Source organism: Ruegeria sp. D7 (assembly GCF_056534355.1).
The window spans coordinates 116,208-133,919 of the sequence record NZ_JBQFPG010000002.1; the positions used below are offsets into that span (position 1 = coordinate 116,208).

Below are 17,712 nucleotides of genomic sequence, written 5' to 3' on the forward strand. Positions count from 1 at the left end.
TCGGTGTGCTACCGATCCATATTGGCCACATTATGTCGAAATATGAAACAAATGATCAATGCGCATCCGCGTTCATGACATTGATGTGTTGCAAGGACGGTTTCATTGGCTCGAGGGTAGATGATGCCTATCTTCATCGATGAACATTGCAAAAGCCTGTTGATCCGATGAATTCGCTGATTGAGGACATCCAAGCCTGCCGTTTGTGTGCGGACAGGTTCGCGCAGACCGCGACTGCGCACCAGCCGCGCCCGGTGGTCTGGTTTCGCCCCGGTGCGCGCATTTTGATCGCAGGTCAGGCACCGGGCGCGCGCGTCCATGCTTCAGGGAAGCCTTTCACCGACCCTTCGGGTGACCGGCTGCGGGATTGGCTGGGACTGGATGAGAACGCATTTTATGACCGTTCGCGCGTATCCATCGTGCCGATGGCGTTTTGCTTCCCCGGATACAATGAGCGCAAGGCCGACCTGCCTCCGCCGCCGATATGCGGGCGCACCTGGCATGACAAAGTGATGGCTACGTTGGGAGAAGTACCGTTGACGATCCTCGTCGGGGGTCATGCCCATAAATACCATCTTGGCGTGAACACACCGGTCACCGAGACTGTTAGTCTTTGGCGAGACCATGCGCCGCGCGTCTTTGCCTTGCCTCACCCGTCCTGGCGCAATACGGCTTGGCTGAAGAAAAATCCCTGGTTCGAGGCCGAGCTGTTGCCGGTGCTACAGAAACGGGTGCACGAGGTTCTGAATGACTGAAGCCACAGCTTTGGATGCTGCACATGACGCCATGCAGGCGGCCCCGGAAGACGACAACGCTCGACTACGCTTTTTCGAAAGACTGGCCGATAGCGAGCTGTTCCTGATGCTGACCGAGGAAGCGAAGGATGAAAACATCTCGCCCGAGCTGTTCGATGTGGCGGATGGTCGTTTTGTTCTGGTGTTTGATCTTGAGGAACGACTGGCGGCATTTGCGGGTCGGCCGGTCCCCTATGTCGCTCTGTCGGGTCGTGTTCTTTCAGGGATGTTGTCGGGGCAGGGGGTCGGGCTGGGTCTGAACCTTGATGTTGCACCCTCGTCGATGTTGATCCCCGCTGAAGCGCTCGGTTGGTTGTCTGACACGCTGCAGCATGGTCCTAAGGAGGTGCAGCAGCGACTTGCCGAATTCTATCCGCCCTCCGGTCTGCCAGATGTTCTGTTGACCGCGCTTGATGCAAAGCTGGCGACGGCTGCAGGTCTGGCTGCGGCGGCGTTTCTGGTTGGGACAAAGACTGAAGATGGGGGGCAGGGCCATTTATTGGGTTTTGTTTCAGCGGTCGAAGGTGCGCAGCCAGCGCTTGCACGCGCCGTATCCGAGGCATTGACCTTTTCGGGGATCGAGGCCGGAGCGCTGGATGTTGGCTTTTTTGAAGTGCAGGATCCGGCTACTTCTGCCTTGGCAAAGGTTGGGCTGCGGTTCGATTTGCCCCAGCCTCAAGCGCCCAAAATGGAAAGGGCCGCGCCGGGCAGTGATCCCGAGCGGCCCCCAATATTGAAGTAGCGCAGGACGTTAGTCTGCCGCTTCCAGTTTATCCTGCGTGCGCGTCTCAAAATCGCTGGCGTCATGGCGTTCGTGCAACTGCGTATGCGGCTCTCCAAACGCACGATTGACCATCCGGCCGCGCTGAACGGCGGGGCGAGCATCGATGGTTTTGGCCCAACGCATCACGTTTTCATAGCTTTCGACATCCAGGAATTCTGCCGCATCATATAGACGGCCCAGAACAAGCTGCCCGTACCACGGCCAGATCGCCATGTCGGCGATGGTATAGTCCTGACCTGCAATATAAGGCTTATCGGCAAGTTCCAGTTCCAGCACATGCAACTGGCGTTTGGCCTCCATCGCGAAACGGTCGATCGGATATTGCCATTTCTCAGGCGCATAAGCGTAGAAGTGGCCAAAGCCACCGCCCAGATATGGCGCGCTGCCCATTTGCCAGAACAACCAGTTCATCACTTCTGTCCGCTCGGCACCGCTGGCGGGCAGAAACTCACCGAATTTCTCAGCGAGATGCAGCAAGATGGAGGCGCTCTCGAAAACGCGCACAGGTGTTTCACCTGAATGATCCCACAGCGCCGGTATCTTCGAGTTAGGATTGGCCCCGACAAAGCCCGAGCTGAACTGATCACCTTCACCGATGTTGATCAGCCACGCATTGTATTCGGCCCCGGAATGGCCCAATGCCAAAAGCTCCTCCAGCATGACCGTAACCTTGACGCCGTTTGGGGTGGCGAGCGAATACAGTTGAAGCGGGTGCTTCCCGACCGGAAGATCCTTTTCGTGGGTCGCACCAGCTATGGGCCGGTTTATATTGGCAAAGCGTCCTCCGCTTTCGCTGTCCCAAGTCCAGACCTTTGGGGGTGTGTAAGTGGATTGTTCGCTCATCTTTTGCCTTTCTGCATCATTTGGCCAAAACGCGCCGCCTTCACAGCTAATATTGCAAAACTCAAAGTCCAACCCCGGATGTGGCGAGATATTTGTAACATTGCGCCTCGTTCACCTCACAAAACCCCTCTGGTTTTCACAGCGGCGCGAGGGGGTCTTCGCGCCGGGCCAAAATTACCTATTGTTTGACCAGACCCGCAGTTCGGGTGACCAGAAACCGTAAGGACATGAGGACCAATCACATGAAACGCTTTGCGCTGACCCTTGCCGCGACGCTGGCTTTTGCCGTGCCCGCGTTCGCCGGAGAACAATATGTTGATGGCACCGGATTTGCCGTATCGGGATACGACGTTGTTGCTTACCGCAGCCTGGATCAGGTTCCTGTAGGCCAGTCGCAACCCGAAGCTGTTCGCGGTCGGGCCGACATCACCGCAGACTATAATGGTGTTACCTGGGCGTTTGCGACCGAAGAGAACCGTGACAAGTTTCTGGAAAACCCGGCCTTTTACGCACCGCAATATGATGGCCATTGTGCATACGGCGTGTCGAAAGGCGGCAAGGTTCCGGGCAACCCAAATCTGTGGCGTATTGTCGATGACAAGCTCTATCTGAACATCACTGATGTTGTTGTTGGTTTCTGGGAAGAGGATGTTCCGGCCAACATCGACCTGGCGGAAGGCAACTGGCCCGGAATCGAAGGGGATGCCGCTTCGACCAGCGTGATCCCGAAATTCACATCAGAAGGCCCGATTTCCAACTGATTCCGATTAATGAAAGAAAGCCCGGCCACTAAGGCCGGGCTTTTTTCGCTGGCGGGTTCTCTCACCCCGCCAACTCGAACATATCCCGCATGTGTTGATCCGCTTCGAACCGTATTGTTACACTCTTGGCACCGGGAAATTTCCTCTCGCGTATCGGGTCAGGAATGACAATCTCACCGGAGCCCGAGCCCTTGGACCGAAAGGTCAGAATCTCTGTTTCTGACTTGCGGTAGCCGGAAAGGACCGAGGTTGGCAATGCAACGCGGTTAGACCCTTCGCAGACTGACGATGCAACGAAGTAGGTAAGATCGCGCCCGAAGCATCCGATTGCATCAGGAACATGGTCCGAAGATTCGCGGGCGCTTTTGGCGGCGTCCGGTTCACCTAGTTCCGATAAATCCTTCAGCGCGCGTTCGGGTTTTAACAGATCGTGACAAGCTTTGATTTCATCTGCGGCCAGTTCGATTACGCGTTTCTTCAGACGAGGACGGCGCGGTGTAGAAGAATCTAAACCGTTTTTGCGTGTCATCCCTTCTTTACGCAAAAAATCATAGGCTGATTTAGCATCCGAAAAACCGGAATAATCACCGTCGGTATGATCAGGATGATCGTGGAACGCGATTTTGCGCCAGGCTTCACGAATCTCGTTTGCGTTTGCATTTGGGGGCAGACCAAGAACCTGCAACGCTTCGGCCCGAGCCTGTACCTTGCTCACTGGCTTCATACTCAAAACACTCATTAAAACTACAACGGGGTCAGATTGCCATTGATCACATTTTTGTCAAATTTTTTCAGGAATTAGACTGAGGTAGGGCAACAGTTGACGGGTGCATATCGAGATTGTCGCCTGCGCAGCGGTTGTCGCAAATGAGCATGGCAGACGACTGCCATGCCCGGCGATACAGGGCAAACGCAAAAACTGTGGGATCAGGCGACGTTCTGCAATTCGGTCTGGGGTGTAATGCCCAGGGCAAAGCAAACATCCCGAGTAAGCTCAGGTCGGTTGAGCGTATAGAAATGCAGTTTGTCCACGCCGCCTTCTATCAGGTCCGAGCAGAGTTCGGTGCATAGCGCCGTCGCAAGAAGATCTTCGCGATCGTCCCGGATTGCTTTGTCAAATGCGTTCTCGATCCAGTCGGGAATGTGGGCGCCACAGCGTTTTGCAAAGTTACGCGCACCCTTCCAGTTCTCGATGGGAAGAATGCCCGGTACGATAGGCTTGTCGATCCCCGCTTTTTCGCAGGCATCGCGAAACCGGAAGAAGGTTTCAGCCTCGAAGAAGAATTGGGTCAACGCCTCGTCCGCGCCCGCATCCAGCTTGGCCTTTAACCAATCCACATCAGCGCGGGCATTGCGTGCTTCTGGATGTTTGTCCGGATAGGCGCCGACACGGATGCTGAACATCTCGGTCTCGGCCAGTGCAGAAATCAGTTCTACCGAGTTGGTGAAACCATCAGGGTGGGGGGCGAACCGGTCTTGACCTTTAGGGGGGTCGCCACGCAGGGCAACGATATCCTGAACGCCTGCGCGCGCGAATGTGTCTGCGATCTCAAGCGTCTCCTGACGCGAGGCATCGACACAGGTCAGATGCGCAGCAACAGGCAGCCCCGAGGATTTGTGCAAGGTTGCAACTGCATCACGCGTCAACTCACGTGTTGTACCACCAGCACCATAGGTCACCGATACAAACCGTGGGTTCAGCGGCGCCAAGGTCTGAACCGTATCCCAAAGGCGAAACGAGGCCTCCAGAGTCTGCGGCGGGAAGAACTCGAATGAAATCTCAGGCTTGGTCATGGTGGCCTCGTAGCTGTCATTTATGCCCTTGTGCCATCAGATGCATTGTGAGACAAACTCATATTGTTCAACAACAACATGAGTTGCGTGAGTAATGCATATCGAATTTCGCCACTTACGGACGATCAAAGCCATCCACGAATGCGGTGGGCTTGCGCGTGCAGCTGATCAGCTAAACATCACGCAATCCGCACTAAGTCACCAGATCAAGGGGTTGGAAGATCAGGCCGGGGTCGAGCTGTTTTTACGTCGATCCAAGCCGATGAAGTTGTCGGCAGCTGGTTTGCGGCTGCTGCGTCTCGCTGAACAAATTCTGCCTCAGGTCGAGGCGATGCAGGATGAGTTTTCATCGCTGCGCGACGGTCGCACCGGTCGGATGCACATTGCGATCGAATGTCACGCTTGTTTCGAGTGGCTGTTTCCGGTGCTTGAAGCTTTCCGTAAATCCTGGTCAGACGTTGATGTGGATATCCGCCCGGGCCTTGCATTCGACGCGTTGCCCGCCTTGCAGAAGGAAGAGGTTGATCTGGTGGTGTCCTCTGACCCCGAAGATCTGCCGGGTGTCGAATTTGTCGAACTCTTTGACTACCAGGCCGTATTTGTCGCGGCGTCTTCGCATCCATTGGCTGAAAAGCCCTATATCGAAGCTGAAGATTTCCGAGGTCAGACACTGATTACCTACCCGGTCGAACGAACCCGTTTAGATGTTTTCAGTCAGTTGCTGATCCCGGCCCGGGTCGAGCCTGCCACCATCCGACAGGTTGAACTGACCGCTGTGATCTTGTTGTTGGTGGCTTCGAATAGGGGCATATCCGTTCTTCCGGACTGGGTGGTGCGCGAGGTAAAGTATAGCTCGGACTACGTCACGCGCCCGCTTACCAAAGATGGGATTACCCGCAGGTTATATGCTGCGGTCCGCAGCGAAGACCTTGAAAAACCCTTTGTGCAAGAGTTGGTGAAACTGGCGCGGACCGAGGCGCGTAAGCTTCAGACTCAATAACACCGGACGCAGATCAGCCATGCGCATCATTCCTCTTGGCAAGGGCGCGTTGCCCCAGTATACGCGCGGCTTGACCGGACAGGAGCCTATGGAAAATGGTTGGCAGTGCAAATCTCAACATCATGATCAAGGCCGCGCGCAAGGCGGGGCGTTCTCTGGTCAAGGATTTTCGTGAAGTCGAGAACCTGCAGGTGTCGATGAAAGGTGCGGGCGACTTTGTGTCGAAGGCCGATATCGCGGCCGAAGCCATCCTGAAAGAGGAATTGCTGGGTGCCCGTCCGACCTATGGTTGGCTGGCCGAAGAGGGCGGCGCGATTGGCGGTGAAGACCCGACTCGTCGCTGGATCGTCGACCCACTGGATGGGACCACCAACTTCCTGCACGGGCTGCCGCACTGGGCCGTTTCAATCGCGTTGGAACATAAGGGCAAGATCGTTTCGGGTGTGATCTATGACCCTGCCAAGGATGAGATGTTCTTTGCCGAAAAAGGCGAAGGTGCGTGGATGAACGACATGCGCATCCGTGTGTCGGGCCGCCATCGCATGATCGAGTCGATCTTCGCGACAGGTCTGCCATTCGGTGGCCGTTCGGACCTGCCTGCGACCTTGCAGGACCTCGCCCGTCTGATGCCTACCTGTGCAGGTGTTCGTCGCTGGGGTGCTGCCGCGCTGGACATGGCCTATGTGGCCGCCGGTCGTTACGAAGGCTTTTGGGAGCGTCGCCTAAACGCCTGGGATCTGGCCGCAGGCATCATCATCGTGAAAGAGGCGGGCGGCTTTGTTCAGGCGCTGAACCCCGAAGGCAGCGTGCTTGAGGATGGCGAAGTGATCTGCGCCAATGAACCGATCTTTGACAATTTCGCAAAGGTAATTCGGGGCTGATACTCAACCCCGGTCTTTTGATCATGGTACGCGCGTCCGGTCCGGGCGCGCGTTTTGGTTTAGAAGTCGACCTCGATCGCGATCCCTTGCTGGACCGCCAGATCAACTGCCGCGCTGGCAACCGCAAGATCTTGCAGCCCCACGCCAGTACCGTCGAACACGGTCACCTCAGCCTCGGACACACGCCCGGGATGGGTCCCGTTAATGACCTCTCCGATCTGCCGGATATCGCCTTCGGCTTTCATTTCGGCAGCCACGGCATGCTGGCTTTCACCCAAGGTCACGGCCTGCGCGACTTCGTCGGTAAAGACGCTTGCGCGCGCGATCAGGTCTGTGTCGACCTCTTGCTTACCGACGGTATCGGTGCCCATACATGCGATGTGTGTGCCGTCGGAGACGTGCTCGGACATCAGTGTTGGCGCGAAGGAGGAGGTGATGGTGATAATCACATCCGCCTGCACCATGACGGGCAGATCCACAGCCTCAAAAGGCAGCCCCGCTTCAGCCGCGACCTTTTCGAGATTTGGCAGCATTTCTGGATGCAAGTTCCAGCCTATGACTTTCTCAAAGTTTCGCTGTTCCAATGCCGCGCGCAATTGGAATGTCGCCTGATGCCCGGCGCCAACCATTCCGATCACCTTGGCATCTTTGCGTGCCAAATGGTTGATCGAAACCGAAGAGGCTGCAGCGGTGCGCAGCGCGGTCAGCAGGTTGCCCCCAACGATGGCCCGAACGCGACCCGTATCTGGATCAAACAAAAACACGGTGGATTGGTGATTGATCAGCCCGTGCGTTTGCAGATTGTTTGGCCAATACCCGCCTGCTTTCAGGCCAAGGTTCATGCCCGCGCGATCAAACCCGCCCTTGAACCCATAGAGCGCATCCGCATGACCTATGGCCTCGCGCACGACCGGGAAGTTGTAGGCATCCCCAGCCGCCATCGCGGCAAACACCTGCTCAACCGCAGTATAGCTTTCCTGTCGGCCTAACAGAGCGCCGATTTCCTTTTCAGGAACGATGATCATCGCGTTTGTCTTTCTTTTTGATGGCATTAGAAAGGGCGGTGCTAAACGTCCGCCCCTGCATTCATCTGTAATTCAAAAGGCCTTGCCACGGGCAGAGACCGGCCAAAGGGCTTCAACCTTGCCGCCGCGCACACCGACGTACCAGTCATGAACGTTGCAGGTCGGGTCACAGTGGCCGGGCACCAGCCGCAGCTTGTCGTTGACCTTCAGCACCCCATCCGGATCGCCAATCACCCCGTGTTCGTCCGAGCACTTCAGGTATTCCACATCGTCCCGCCCAAAGATGAAGGGCAGGCCGCTATCGACGGATTGCGCCTTCAGGCCCGCATCGCAGATTGCCTTGTCCGCTTTGGCGTGGCTCATCACGCTGGTCAGAATGAACAAGGCGTTTTCCCATTCACACTGATCGATCCGTTGACCGTCCTTGTCCAGAATTCGACCGTAATCAGCATCCATGAAGGCATAAGAGCCGCACTGCAGCTCGTTATAAACGCCCGAGTTGCTTTCGAAGTAATAAGACCCCGTACCGCCTCCCGAAACCAGCTCGCAGTCGATCCCTTCAGCCTTCAATCCGTCGACGGCATCCTTGACCATGGCGATTGCGGTATCCAGTTTTTCTTTGCGTGCCTCATACGTATCCAGATGCTGCATCGCGCCTTGATAGGCCTGAATGCCGGTAAATTTTAGGTTAGGGGCGGCCTCAACCGCCTTGGCGATTTCGATCACGGCGGGGGTCGTGGTGACACCACAGCGGCCCGCGCCGCAGTCGATCTCGACAAAAACCTCCAATTCAGTGCCATGCTTAGCGGCAGCAGCAGACAGGTCAGCGACGTTGTCCACATCGTCGACGCAAACGATTGTGCGTGCACCAAGCTTAGGCAGGCGCGCCAGTCGGTCGATCTTGGCCGGGTCCCGCACCTGGTTCGAGACCAGAATGTCTTTGATGCCGCCGCGCGCAAAAACCTCGGCCTCGGACACTTTTTGGCAGCAGACGCCGACCGCGCCGCCCAGTTGTTCTTGCAATTTCGCGACGTCCACGGATTTGTGCATCTTGCCATGCACCCGGTGCCGCATCCCATGCGCCTTGGCATAGTCGCCCATCTTCTTGATGTTGCGCTCCAGCGCGTCCAGATCAAGGATCAGGCAAGGCGTCTGGATTTCGGATTCATCCATGCCAATCGCGGCAGGGATGTCATAGCCAACTTCGAATTGATCACTGTTCATCGGTTTGTTCATCCTGTTTCTCCTTACCCTTTCAGCCAGGGCAGCTTGTCCAGATCCACGTTGCCGCCGGTGATGATGACGCCGACGCGCTTGCCCCGGAAGGTGTCGGGGTTCTTAAGAATGGTGGCCAGAGGAACGGCCGAAGACGGCTCCATCACCACGCGCAAGTATTTCCAGGTGAGTTTCATTGCGTCGATGATCTCTTGCTCGGACGCGGTGAAGATGTTGGTCACATTGTTCGACACAAAGTGCCATGTGTTTTCCTTGAGCGGGACCAACAGCCCGTCCGCCACCGTTTTGGGGGCATCGTCCGCAATGATATGACCCGCTTTGAAGGAACGGTACGCATCGTCCGCCTGCTCAGGCTCAGCCGCATAGATCGCGGTTCCTGGTGCCAGGTTCGAGACCGTCAGACAGGTGCCTGATACCATGCCGCCGCCACCGATTGGCGCGATAACTGCATCCAGGCCATCGGTCTGCTCAAGCAATTCAGCCGAACATGTGGCCTGACCAGTGATAACACGAGGGTCGTTGTACGGGTGCACGAACTCTCCGCCTGTTCGGGCCTGCACCTCGGCAAACGTTGCCTCGCGGGAAGAGGTGGATGGCTCACATTCAGTGATCGTACCACCAAAGCGTCGTACCGCGTCTTTCTTGGCCTGCGGCGCGGTTCGCGGCATCACCACATTGCATGGAATGCCCCGGCGACCAGCCGCATATGACAGCGACAGGGCGTGGTTCCCGCTTGAGTGGGTGCAAACACCCTTGGTCGCCATTTCATCGCTTAGGCCGAAGACCGCATTACTGGCACCGCGCACTTTGAATGCACCTGCTTCCTGAAAGTTCTCGCATTTGAAGAACAGCTGTGCGCCGGTCAATTCATTCAGATAGTCCGAGGTCATTACCGGTGTGCGCCGGATGTGCGGCCTGATCCTTTCGTGCGCAGCCTGCACGTCAGCATAGGTCAGTTCGGCGACGGGGATTTGATCCAACATGACTGCCCTCCCTAAGCTGCGGCTTTTGCGTGGCTGGTTGAGCTGGCGCGATAGAATTCCTGCGCCGCAGCGACCCCGCTGCCAAGCTTCACCGGGTAGTTCAGATCGGCCATGGCCATCTCGACCGTGGCCAGCCCCGACAGGACCATAACATCGGTCAGGCTGCCCAAGTGGCCAATACGGAACGCTTTGCCATTCAACTCACCCAGACCAATGCCGAAGGATACCCCATAGGTGTTGAAGGCATGGTCAGTCAGTTCGTTGCTGTCGAAACCTTCGGGCACAAAAATGGCGCTGACGGTATCCGAGTAGAGGTCAGGAGATTGTGCGACCAACTTCAGGCCCCAGGCCGCAGTCGCGTGGCGCACACCTTCGGCAAGGCGAGTGTGGCGGGCATACACATTGTCCAACCCTTCCTCGAACAACATCTTAAGGCTTTCGCGCATGCCGTAGATCAGCTGCAGCGGCGGAGTATAGGGAAAGCCGCCAGACGCATTTGCCGACATCATATCACGGAAATCAAAGAAGGTGCGTGGCAGTTGCGCGGTCTCTATCGACGCCAGTGCCTTGGGGCTAACGCATAGGATTGCCATGCCGGTGGCCAGCATGAACCCCTTTTGCGACCCCGAGACCGCAATATCCACGCCCCACCGGTCAAACTCGAACGGCATTGAGGCCAGAGAGCTCACGCAATCCACAAACATCATGGCCGGGTGATGTGCCGCATCCATCGCATTGCGCACAGCGCTGATATCGGAACGCACACCTGTCGCGGTTTCGTTATGCGTCACCAATACGGCCTTGATTTCATGCGTTTTATCCGCGGACAGGATGGCCTCGAACCTGTCGGCTGGCGCGCCTGCTCCCCATGGGCATTCAACAATCTGAACGTCCACCCCGTGTCTTTCGCACAGATCGATCCAGCGATGGCTGAAGACGCCGTAGCGGGCGACAAGAACCTTGTCACCGGGGCTGAGCGTATTTGTAATAGCTGCCTCCCAACCGCCCGTTCCGCTGGCTGGAAAAGTGACGATCTGGCCTTCGGTGGTTCCAAAGACCTGTTTTGTATCCTCCAGTACCGGGGCGAAGGTTTCAACGAAGTCCGGGGCGCGGTGGTCTTGCGTCTGAACCTGCATGGCAAGGCGCAAACGATCAGGAATATTGGTTGGGCCTGGGATAAAGACCGGGTTTTGATGCGACATAACTCAATCCTCTGCTTTGGACCCAAGTGTCGCTTGAACGGTTGTGTGTTGCAATTTTCTTGAAAAATATTTTCATTTTATCCGTTAAATTGATAAGGTGCTGAAACGGATAGGAATTCAGTTTATCAAAATGATCTCGGAGAATTCCGGACCAGAAAAATTGGTGCGGGTTTTCGGGGGAAAGTCCGAAAGCCAGGTGAGAAATGGAAACGCAAAAGCGGCCGCGCGGCAGACCCAAATCGCTGTTTAAAGAAAGTTCGGCCGGGACCATGCAATCATTGGATCGGGCGCTGGGCGTACTGACCACTGTTGCCCGGCTAGAGCGCGTCGCGCTAAGCGATCTTGCCCGCGAGGTTGATGTTCCGACAGCCACCACGCATCGCATTCTGGTGACACTGCAAAAACATGGGTTCGTATCCTTTGATGAGGAACGGCAGGAATGGCTGGTCGGAATCGAAGCCTATCGGACCGGTGCGTCTTTTCTGCGGCGCAACAGCGTTCTGGAAATCGGCAGGCCGATCCTGCGGCGTCTGATGCAAGACAGCGGTGAGACCGCAAATCTGGCCGTACCCGATGGAGCAGAGGTGGTCTTTGTCGGGCAGGTCGAAACTCAGAACCCCATCCGGGCCTTCTTTCCACCCGGTGCGCGGACGCCCATGTATGCGTCCGGTACAGGAAAGGCTATTCTCGCTGCGTTGAGCGAAGAGAGTTTAGGCAAAGTTCTGGGCCGGATTGATCCGGTTGCTTTCACTGAAAATACGCAGTTGCCCGCTTCGGGCCTGTATGCAGATCTGGCTGAAACTCGTACCCGAGGTTGGTCTTACGATCACGAAGAACGGTATGAAGGTATGTCTTGCATTGGTGCGGCCATCTTCAATGACAGGGCTGAGCCTTGCGCCGGTATCTCGGTATCCGGACCCACCGTAAGGTTCAGCCGAGAACGCGCGCCCGAGTTGGGCGATCTGGTCATGCGCGCGGCGCAAGAGATCACCCACCTGAGCGGCGGTAGGCTACCCAAGAGCTGACGCTTGATTATTTGCGCGGCACTCTGGGGATGCGCGATTGCGAGAGTTTGTACTTGTGTTCCGGATGCGGTGGATGGCCGTGGGTGCGGTTCCAGAACCCAGTCCCTCCGCGCCTGAGCCATAGGGGGATGCACAGGATCAGCCCAACAAAGAACCCTCCGGTATGCGCCCAATAGGCGACGCCTCCTTCATCGGGATTGCTGGAGAGGCTGCCAAGGAATTGCAGGCCCAGCCAGACACCCAGCATGATAAAGGCCGGGATGGTAAAGATCCGGATATAGACGATCAGAATCAACAAGATATCCACGCGCGCTTTTGGGAAAAGCAGAAGATAGCCGCCCATGACACCAGCGATCGCTCCAGACGCGCCAATTGTTGGCACCACCGAATCCGGTGCCGAAATGACGTGAATCAGCCCCGCTCCGATTCCCGCCAGCAGATAGAACACGAGAAACAGCACATGCCCCATTTCGTCTTCGAGGTTATCGCCGAATATCCACAGAAACAGCATGTTTCCCGCCAGATGCATCCAGCCCCCATGCAGGAACATTGACGTCACGAGTGTCTCGAACCCATAGCCGTCAGTTATCCGGGCAGGAATGACCGCGTAGTCAATATAAAGCTGATTGATCAGCCGTGCATTCTCCATGACACCCACATAGCTGAGGAAGATCAGTATGTTCGCAGCCATAAGGGCATAAACAACAAACGGAGTACGCCCCGAAGGGTTATGGTCTCGGATCGGAAACATGGCGCGACGCTGGGCTTTTCGCCGCCCAGCGTCAAGGTCCGGTTATGCCGCACCTCCCAGAAGGGCGGCGTTGCCTCCGGCGGCGGTGGTGTCGACACAGACATGGCGTTCCCCCAGCACCCGCGCACGGTCGGGCTGCCCGGGGATCAGCGGAATGATCGGGCCATCGCGCCGGGCCAAATGCTGCTCGATCTGGCGGGCAGTGTCGTCGTCGCCCCACCACAGAACACCCGAGAAACCGGTCAGGTTTTCAAGCCGGTGCAGATCCAGCATGCCCGTCATACGGATCGCTGTGCCGCCCAACGCTTTGACCGCATCCGCCTGAGCCTTGGCGGCCTCGTCCCCCGGACCCATGCACAAAAGCGGGGAGCGGGAATATTCGGTCAGGCGGTTCGATTCACCGGTGGGGCCAGGCAGCGATTGGGTGCTGGGCGTTGCAGGTTGCCCTTCGGGCGCACCTGGTTCAGCCGAACTGTCCCAGCGTCCCGAAGCATTCTGCCGATCAGGCGCGCAGAACCGTGCCATATAGTTCGGACCGCCCGCCTTGGGGCCGGTGCCGGACAGACCTTCGCCACCGAAGGGTTGCGAGCCGACGATTGCGCCGATCTGGTTGCGGTTGACGTAGATATTACCGGCATGGATCGCCTCGGTCACATGCTGCACCCGGTCGTCGATCCGCGTGTGCAGGCCGAAAGTCAGGCCGTACCCCGTGGCATTGATATCCGCAATGACCTCGTCGATATCTTGCGCCTTGAACCGGGCGACGTGCAGAACCGGACCGAACACCTCGCGCTCCAGCGCCGAGATGCCAGGTATCTCGATCAGGGTCGGTGCGATAAATGTACCCTCAGGAGGCGTTGTCATCTCCTTCAGTACCCGTCCTTCTGAACGGGCCTGGGCCACGTGGTCCGCGATGATTTGCCGGGCTTGCGCGTCGATGACCGGGCCGCAATCAGTTGAAATCAGCCAAGGATCGCCCACATGCAAAGCGTCCATCGCCCCTTGCAACATGGTCAGAACGTCCTCGGCAATGTCCTCTTGCAGATAGAGGCAGCGCAGGGCCGAGCACCGCTGGCCTGCCGATTGGAACGCGCTTTCGATAATCGACTGCACGGCTTGTTCCGGCAACGCGGTGCTGTCTACGATCATCGCGTTCAGGCCGCCGGTCTCGGCGATCAATGGCGTGCCCGGACGCATATGCTGTGCCATGGCGGATCGGATTTTCAACGCGGTCGCGGTCGAGCCGGTAAAGGCCACGCCCGAGACGCGTTCATCCGACGTCAACGCCGCGCCCACTTTCGGCCCACCCGGAAGCAGTTGCAGCGCATCGCGTGGAACACCTGCTTCGTGCATCAGCTGAACTGCGCGATGGGCGATCAGTGGCGTTTGCGGGGCAGGTGCCGCCAGCACGGCATTGCCAGTGGCCAACGCAGCCGATATCTGCCCGGTGAAGATCGCCAGAGGGAAGTTCCACGGGCTGATGCAGGTGAATATTCCGGCGGGTTTGGCGGCAGGAATATTGGCGGCGTAGTAGCGCAGGAAATCAACCGCTTCGCGCAGCTCGGCAACTGCATCGGGCACAGATTTTCCGGCTTCGCGGGCGAGCAGGGCAAACAGCTCTCCAAAATGCGCTTCGTAGAGATCGGCTGCTTTATTTAGAATGTCAGCGCGCTTCTCGGCTGAGGCCTGCCATGGGCAAGCGCTGGCCAACGCCAGTTCCACGTCTTCGGGGCTGGCCGCAGCAACCGAACCGGGGCGATCCTGCGGTTGCGCAGGATTGATCACGGGAGTGTCTGCCAAAGGCTGTGCATCATCCGACAATAAGGGGCGGGCGTACCAATGATGGGCGCGGAAGGCGTCGCGTGCGATGTCAATCTGGTCCAGCGTCGGCGTATGGTGCAGATCAAAGCCTTTCGAGTTTGGGCGTTCCGGTGCGAACAACTCAGGCCCGGTTGGCAGCGGTTTGCCAGGTGTTTGAACGGCCACGAACGGATCTGCGGCAACGGTTTCTGGGGCGACTTCCTCATCAACGATCTGATTGACGAACGAGGAATTTGCCCCGTTTTCCAGAAGGCGACGTACCAGATAGGCCAACAGATCCCGATGCGCGCCGACCGGAGCATAGATACGGCAGCGCGAGGTCCGCTTGTTGCGCACGATCTGATGCAGGGTCTCACCCATCCCGTGCAGGCGCTGGAATTCGAATGGCTGGCCGTCCGCCATATGTAGGATGGCGCTGACCGTATGGGCGTTATGCGTGGCAAATTGCGGATAGATACGGTCGGTCATTCCCAGCAGTTTGCGGGCGTTGGCGATATAGGACACATCCGTCGCCGCCTTATCGGTGAAGACCGGAAAACCATCGACGCCCTCGACTTGCGCGCGCTTGATCTCGGTATCCCAATAAGCGCCCTTTACCAGCCGCACCATCAGCTTGCGGTCGTGCCGCTGGGCCATCTCGTAGAGCGTATCCAGCACCAACCCGGCGCGTGGGCCGTAGGCTTGCACGACGATGCCGAACCCGTCCCAACCGGCCAGTGCAGGCTCTGCCATAACTTCTTCGATCACCTGCAGCGAGAGCGACAGGCGATCGGCCTCTTCCGCGTCAACGTTCAGCCCCATGCCCGCTGCCTTGGCCAGCAAAGCCAGCGCGCGCAGCCGGGGCACCAGTTCGTCCATCACCCGTTGTTCCTGTGCCAGCTCATAACGGGGGTGCAGGGCCGACAGCTTGACCGAGATGCCCGGATTTTCGCGAATGTCTTTATGGGTGCAGGCCTCGGCAATAGCGGCGATCGCGCGCGAGTAAGACAGGTGATAGCGGGCAGCATCGGCCTCGGTACGTGCCGCCTCGCCCAGCATGTCGTACGAGTAGGTATAGCCCTTATCTTCCATTCCTTTGGCGCGCTTCATGGCGGATTGAATGGTTTCGCCCAAAACGAACTGACGCCCCATTTCTTTCATCGCACGACCAACGGCGGTGCGGATCACTGGTTCACCCAGCCGCTTGATGGCCCCTCGCAGCGCGCCGACGGGCGAGGATTTGTCTTCGTCCAGGACCCGGCCTGTTAGCATCAACGCCCATGTCGACGCGTTCACCAGTGACGAGGATGATTGTCCCAGGTGTTTTCCCCAGTCTGACGGGGCGATCTTGTCTTCGATCAGTGCGTCAATGGTATCCGCATCTGGTACACGCAACAGCGCCTCGGCCAAACACATAAGCGCAACGCCTTCATCTGTGGACAGGCCGTATTCAGCCAGAAACACTTCCATCATGCCAGGCGACGTGCTTGAGCGGATGTCGCGCACCAGCTGTGCTGCAGCCTCACAAATGGCCGTTCGGTCGGCCTCTGACAGCTTGGCCTGAGAGATCAGCGCGTCCAGTACAGTGGACTGGTCGGCATAAGTCTGAGTGTCGATTTTGGTGCGTAGGCTGTGTGACATGTGTACTCCGGGGCTTTTGCCTAATATAACCGCCTATAGTCAGGAGAATGGACCGAATTTCCTCGAATTCTGGTCGAATTGACTGAAATATAGGAGCCTGATTATGCAAAACGACTTGTCCAGCCTTGATCGCTTTGACCGTGCGATCCTTACGGCATTAGCTGAAGATGGCCGCATCTCAGTGACGGACCTTGCGCGCAGGATCGGCTTGTCAAAATCGCCGACACAGGCGCGGCTCAAGCGGCTTGAGGCTGACGGGATCATCACAGGCTATCGCGCCATGTTGGACCCGATCCGTCTGGGCCTTGACCATGTGGCCTTTGTCGAGGTGCGTCTCACAGATACTCGTGAAAAAGCACTGGCCGAGTTCAATGCAGCGGTGCGCAGAGTTGCTGAGATTGAACAGGCTCATATGATCGCGTCCAACTTTGACTATCTGCTTAAAATCCGGACCCGATCGATGACAGAATACCGCACGGTGCTAGCCGAGAAAATCTCATCCCTGCCGCATGTTGCCAACACCTCCACCTTCGTTGCGATGGAGGCGGTGAAAGAAACCGGGTTGCTGGCTCCGCTATAAAGCAGTTGACCTAAACGCCTGATGGATCAGGTTAGAGAGGATGAAAAACGTACTTATCGTTGCCATACTCGCTGGTTCTGCCGCTCAGGCTTCTGCAGATTGCCCGGTTGCGCCGGATCATATTTCTGGCGTCGACGCCCTGATTGCGCAAGCCCAAACCGCGTCGTCTGAGCGCGAGGCGCGGGGCATTTCGGGACGGATGTGGCAACTCTGGACCGATGCGCCGGACGCCCGATCTCAAACCCTGTTGGATCGCGGGATGTCTCTGCGCGAGTCTTGGGATTTGACCGGTGCGCTGGCCGAGTTTGACGCTCTGGTCGCTTATTGCCCGGATTATGCCGAGGGGTACAATCAGCGGGCATTCGTCAACTATTTGCAGCAGGATTACGGTGCGGCCCTGATCGATCTGGATCGTGCCATTGAGCTGTCCCCGAACCATGTAGCGGCGCTTAGCGGGCGGGCATTATCGCTGTTGGGTCTCAAGCGGCTGGACGAAGCGCGAACGGCGCTGAACCATGCACTCGAACTGAACCCGTGGCTTTCAGAACGTGCCTTGCTTGCGCCGGGCGGGCTGCTTGATCCACCGGGTGAGGATATTTGAATTGAGACGAA

The 17,712-nt window shown here is 57.5% G+C and carries 17 protein-coding genes; 8 read left to right on the top strand and 9 right to left on the bottom strand.

Going from position 1 to position 17,712, the window contains the following annotated elements; all coding sequences use genetic code 11:
* The first annotated feature begins 167 nt into the window (after positions 1–167).
* Both ACRZ9U_RS03485 and ACRZ9U_RS03490 read left to right on the top strand, forming a co-directional pair.
* Positions 168–755, top strand: coding sequence for a uracil-DNA glycosylase family protein (locus ACRZ9U_RS03485; protein ID WP_170401718.1), 588 nt, complete (start codon positions 168–170; stop codon positions 753–755).
* A complete protein-coding gene (locus tag ACRZ9U_RS03490) occupies positions 748–1,536 on the top strand; it encodes an SseB family protein (protein ID WP_170401714.1) in 789 nt (262 codons plus the stop codon). The genes ACRZ9U_RS03485 and ACRZ9U_RS03490 overlap by 8 nt, the downstream gene beginning before the upstream one ends.
* 9 nt (positions 1,537–1,545) lie before the next feature.
* On the opposite strand, the gene yghU is transcribed toward ACRZ9U_RS03490, so the two are convergent.
* Complete coding sequence (gene yghU, locus ACRZ9U_RS03495) at positions 1,546–2,421, bottom strand: glutathione-dependent disulfide-bond oxidoreductase (protein ID WP_170401711.1); 876 nt, start codon at positions 2,419–2,421, stop codon at positions 1,546–1,548.
* A gap of 242 nt (positions 2,422–2,663) precedes the next feature.
* Between yghU and ACRZ9U_RS03500 the strand changes: the two genes are divergently transcribed.
* Positions 2,664–3,182, top strand: a complete 519-nt coding sequence (locus ACRZ9U_RS03500) for a YHS domain-containing (seleno)protein (RefSeq protein WP_170401708.1) — start codon at positions 2,664–2,666, stop codon at positions 3,180–3,182.
* Between the two features lie 61 nt (positions 3,183–3,243).
* Here ACRZ9U_RS03500 and ACRZ9U_RS03505 read toward each other — a convergent pair whose 3' ends face one another.
* Both ACRZ9U_RS03505 and metF read right to left on the bottom strand, forming a co-directional pair.
* Complete coding sequence (locus ACRZ9U_RS03505) at positions 3,244–3,906, bottom strand: J domain-containing protein (RefSeq protein WP_170401705.1); 663 nt, start codon at positions 3,904–3,906, stop codon at positions 3,244–3,246.
* 203 nt (positions 3,907–4,109) lie between these two features.
* Complete coding sequence (gene metF, locus ACRZ9U_RS03510; protein ID WP_170401700.1) at positions 4,110–4,976, bottom strand: methylenetetrahydrofolate reductase [NAD(P)H]; 867 nt, start codon at positions 4,974–4,976, stop codon at positions 4,110–4,112.
* Positions 4,977–5,070: 94 nt separating this feature from the next.
* Here metF and ACRZ9U_RS03515 point away from each other — a divergent pair, with 94 nt between their 5' ends.
* The gene (locus ACRZ9U_RS03515) at positions 5,071–5,976 is read left to right on the top strand and encodes a LysR family transcriptional regulator (RefSeq protein WP_170564044.1); all 906 of its coding nucleotides are present in this window, start codon (positions 5,071–5,073) and stop codon (positions 5,974–5,976) included.
* A 95-nt stretch (positions 5,977–6,071) separates the two neighbouring features.
* Positions 6,072–6,857, top strand: coding sequence for an inositol monophosphatase family protein (locus ACRZ9U_RS03520; RefSeq protein WP_170401694.1), 786 nt, complete (start codon positions 6,072–6,074; stop codon positions 6,855–6,857).
* 59 nt (positions 6,858–6,916) lie between these two features.
* On the opposite strand, the gene bhcD is transcribed toward ACRZ9U_RS03520, so the two are convergent.
* From bhcD to bhcA, 4 genes are all read right to left on the bottom strand, one after another.
* On the bottom strand, positions 6,917–7,882 hold the full coding sequence (gene bhcD / locus ACRZ9U_RS03525) for an iminosuccinate reductase BhcD (protein ID WP_480901303.1): 966 nt from the start codon (positions 7,880–7,882) through the stop codon (positions 6,917–6,919).
* Positions 7,883–7,954: 72 nt separating this feature from the next.
* Positions 7,955–9,118: a 3-hydroxy-D-aspartate aldolase BhcC gene (bhcC, locus tag ACRZ9U_RS03530; protein ID WP_170401688.1), complete on the bottom strand. Its 1,164-nt coding sequence runs from the start codon at positions 9,116–9,118 to the stop codon at positions 7,955–7,957.
* Positions 9,119–9,129: 11 nt separating this feature from the next.
* Positions 9,130–10,101, bottom strand: coding sequence for a beta-hydroxyaspartate dehydratase BhcB (gene bhcB / locus ACRZ9U_RS03535; protein WP_170401684.1), 972 nt, complete (start codon positions 10,099–10,101; stop codon positions 9,130–9,132).
* An 11-nt stretch (positions 10,102–10,112) separates the two neighbouring features.
* Complete coding sequence (bhcA, locus tag ACRZ9U_RS03540; RefSeq protein ID WP_170401681.1) at positions 10,113–11,303, bottom strand: L-aspartate--glyoxylate aminotransferase BhcA; 1,191 nt, start codon at positions 11,301–11,303, stop codon at positions 10,113–10,115.
* 203 nt (positions 11,304–11,506) lie between these two features.
* On the opposite strand from bhcA, the gene ACRZ9U_RS03545 reads away from it, so the two are divergent.
* The gene (locus ACRZ9U_RS03545; RefSeq protein WP_170401678.1) at positions 11,507–12,328 is read left to right on the top strand and encodes an IclR family transcriptional regulator; all 822 of its coding nucleotides are present in this window, start codon (positions 11,507–11,509) and stop codon (positions 12,326–12,328) included.
* Between the two features lie 7 nt (positions 12,329–12,335).
* On the opposite strand, the gene ACRZ9U_RS03550 is transcribed toward ACRZ9U_RS03545, so the two are convergent.
* Both ACRZ9U_RS03550 and putA read right to left on the bottom strand, forming a co-directional pair.
* Positions 12,336–13,079 carry a rhomboid family intramembrane serine protease gene (locus ACRZ9U_RS03550; RefSeq protein WP_170392282.1) on the bottom strand — a complete coding sequence of 248 codons (744 nt, stop codon included), beginning with the start codon at positions 13,077–13,079 and terminating at the stop codon, positions 12,336–12,338.
* A 42-nt stretch (positions 13,080–13,121) separates the two neighbouring features.
* Entirely contained in the window at positions 13,122–16,520 is a 3,399-nt protein-coding gene (putA, locus tag ACRZ9U_RS03555; RefSeq protein ID WP_170401675.1) for a bifunctional proline dehydrogenase/L-glutamate gamma-semialdehyde dehydrogenase PutA, read from the bottom strand.
* Positions 16,521–16,623: 103 nt separating this feature from the next.
* On the opposite strand from putA, the gene ACRZ9U_RS03560 reads away from it, so the two are divergent.
* Both ACRZ9U_RS03560 and ACRZ9U_RS03565 read left to right on the top strand, forming a co-directional pair.
* Positions 16,624–17,100, top strand: a complete 477-nt coding sequence (locus ACRZ9U_RS03560; RefSeq protein ID WP_170401672.1) for a winged helix-turn-helix transcriptional regulator — start codon at positions 16,624–16,626, stop codon at positions 17,098–17,100.
* Positions 17,101–17,140: 40 nt separating this feature from the next.
* Positions 17,141–17,701 (top strand): tetratricopeptide repeat protein, encoded by a 561-nt coding sequence (locus ACRZ9U_RS03565; protein WP_170401669.1) that lies wholly within the window; start codon positions 17,141–17,143, stop codon positions 17,699–17,701.
* Positions 17,702–17,712: the final 11 nt, after the last annotated feature.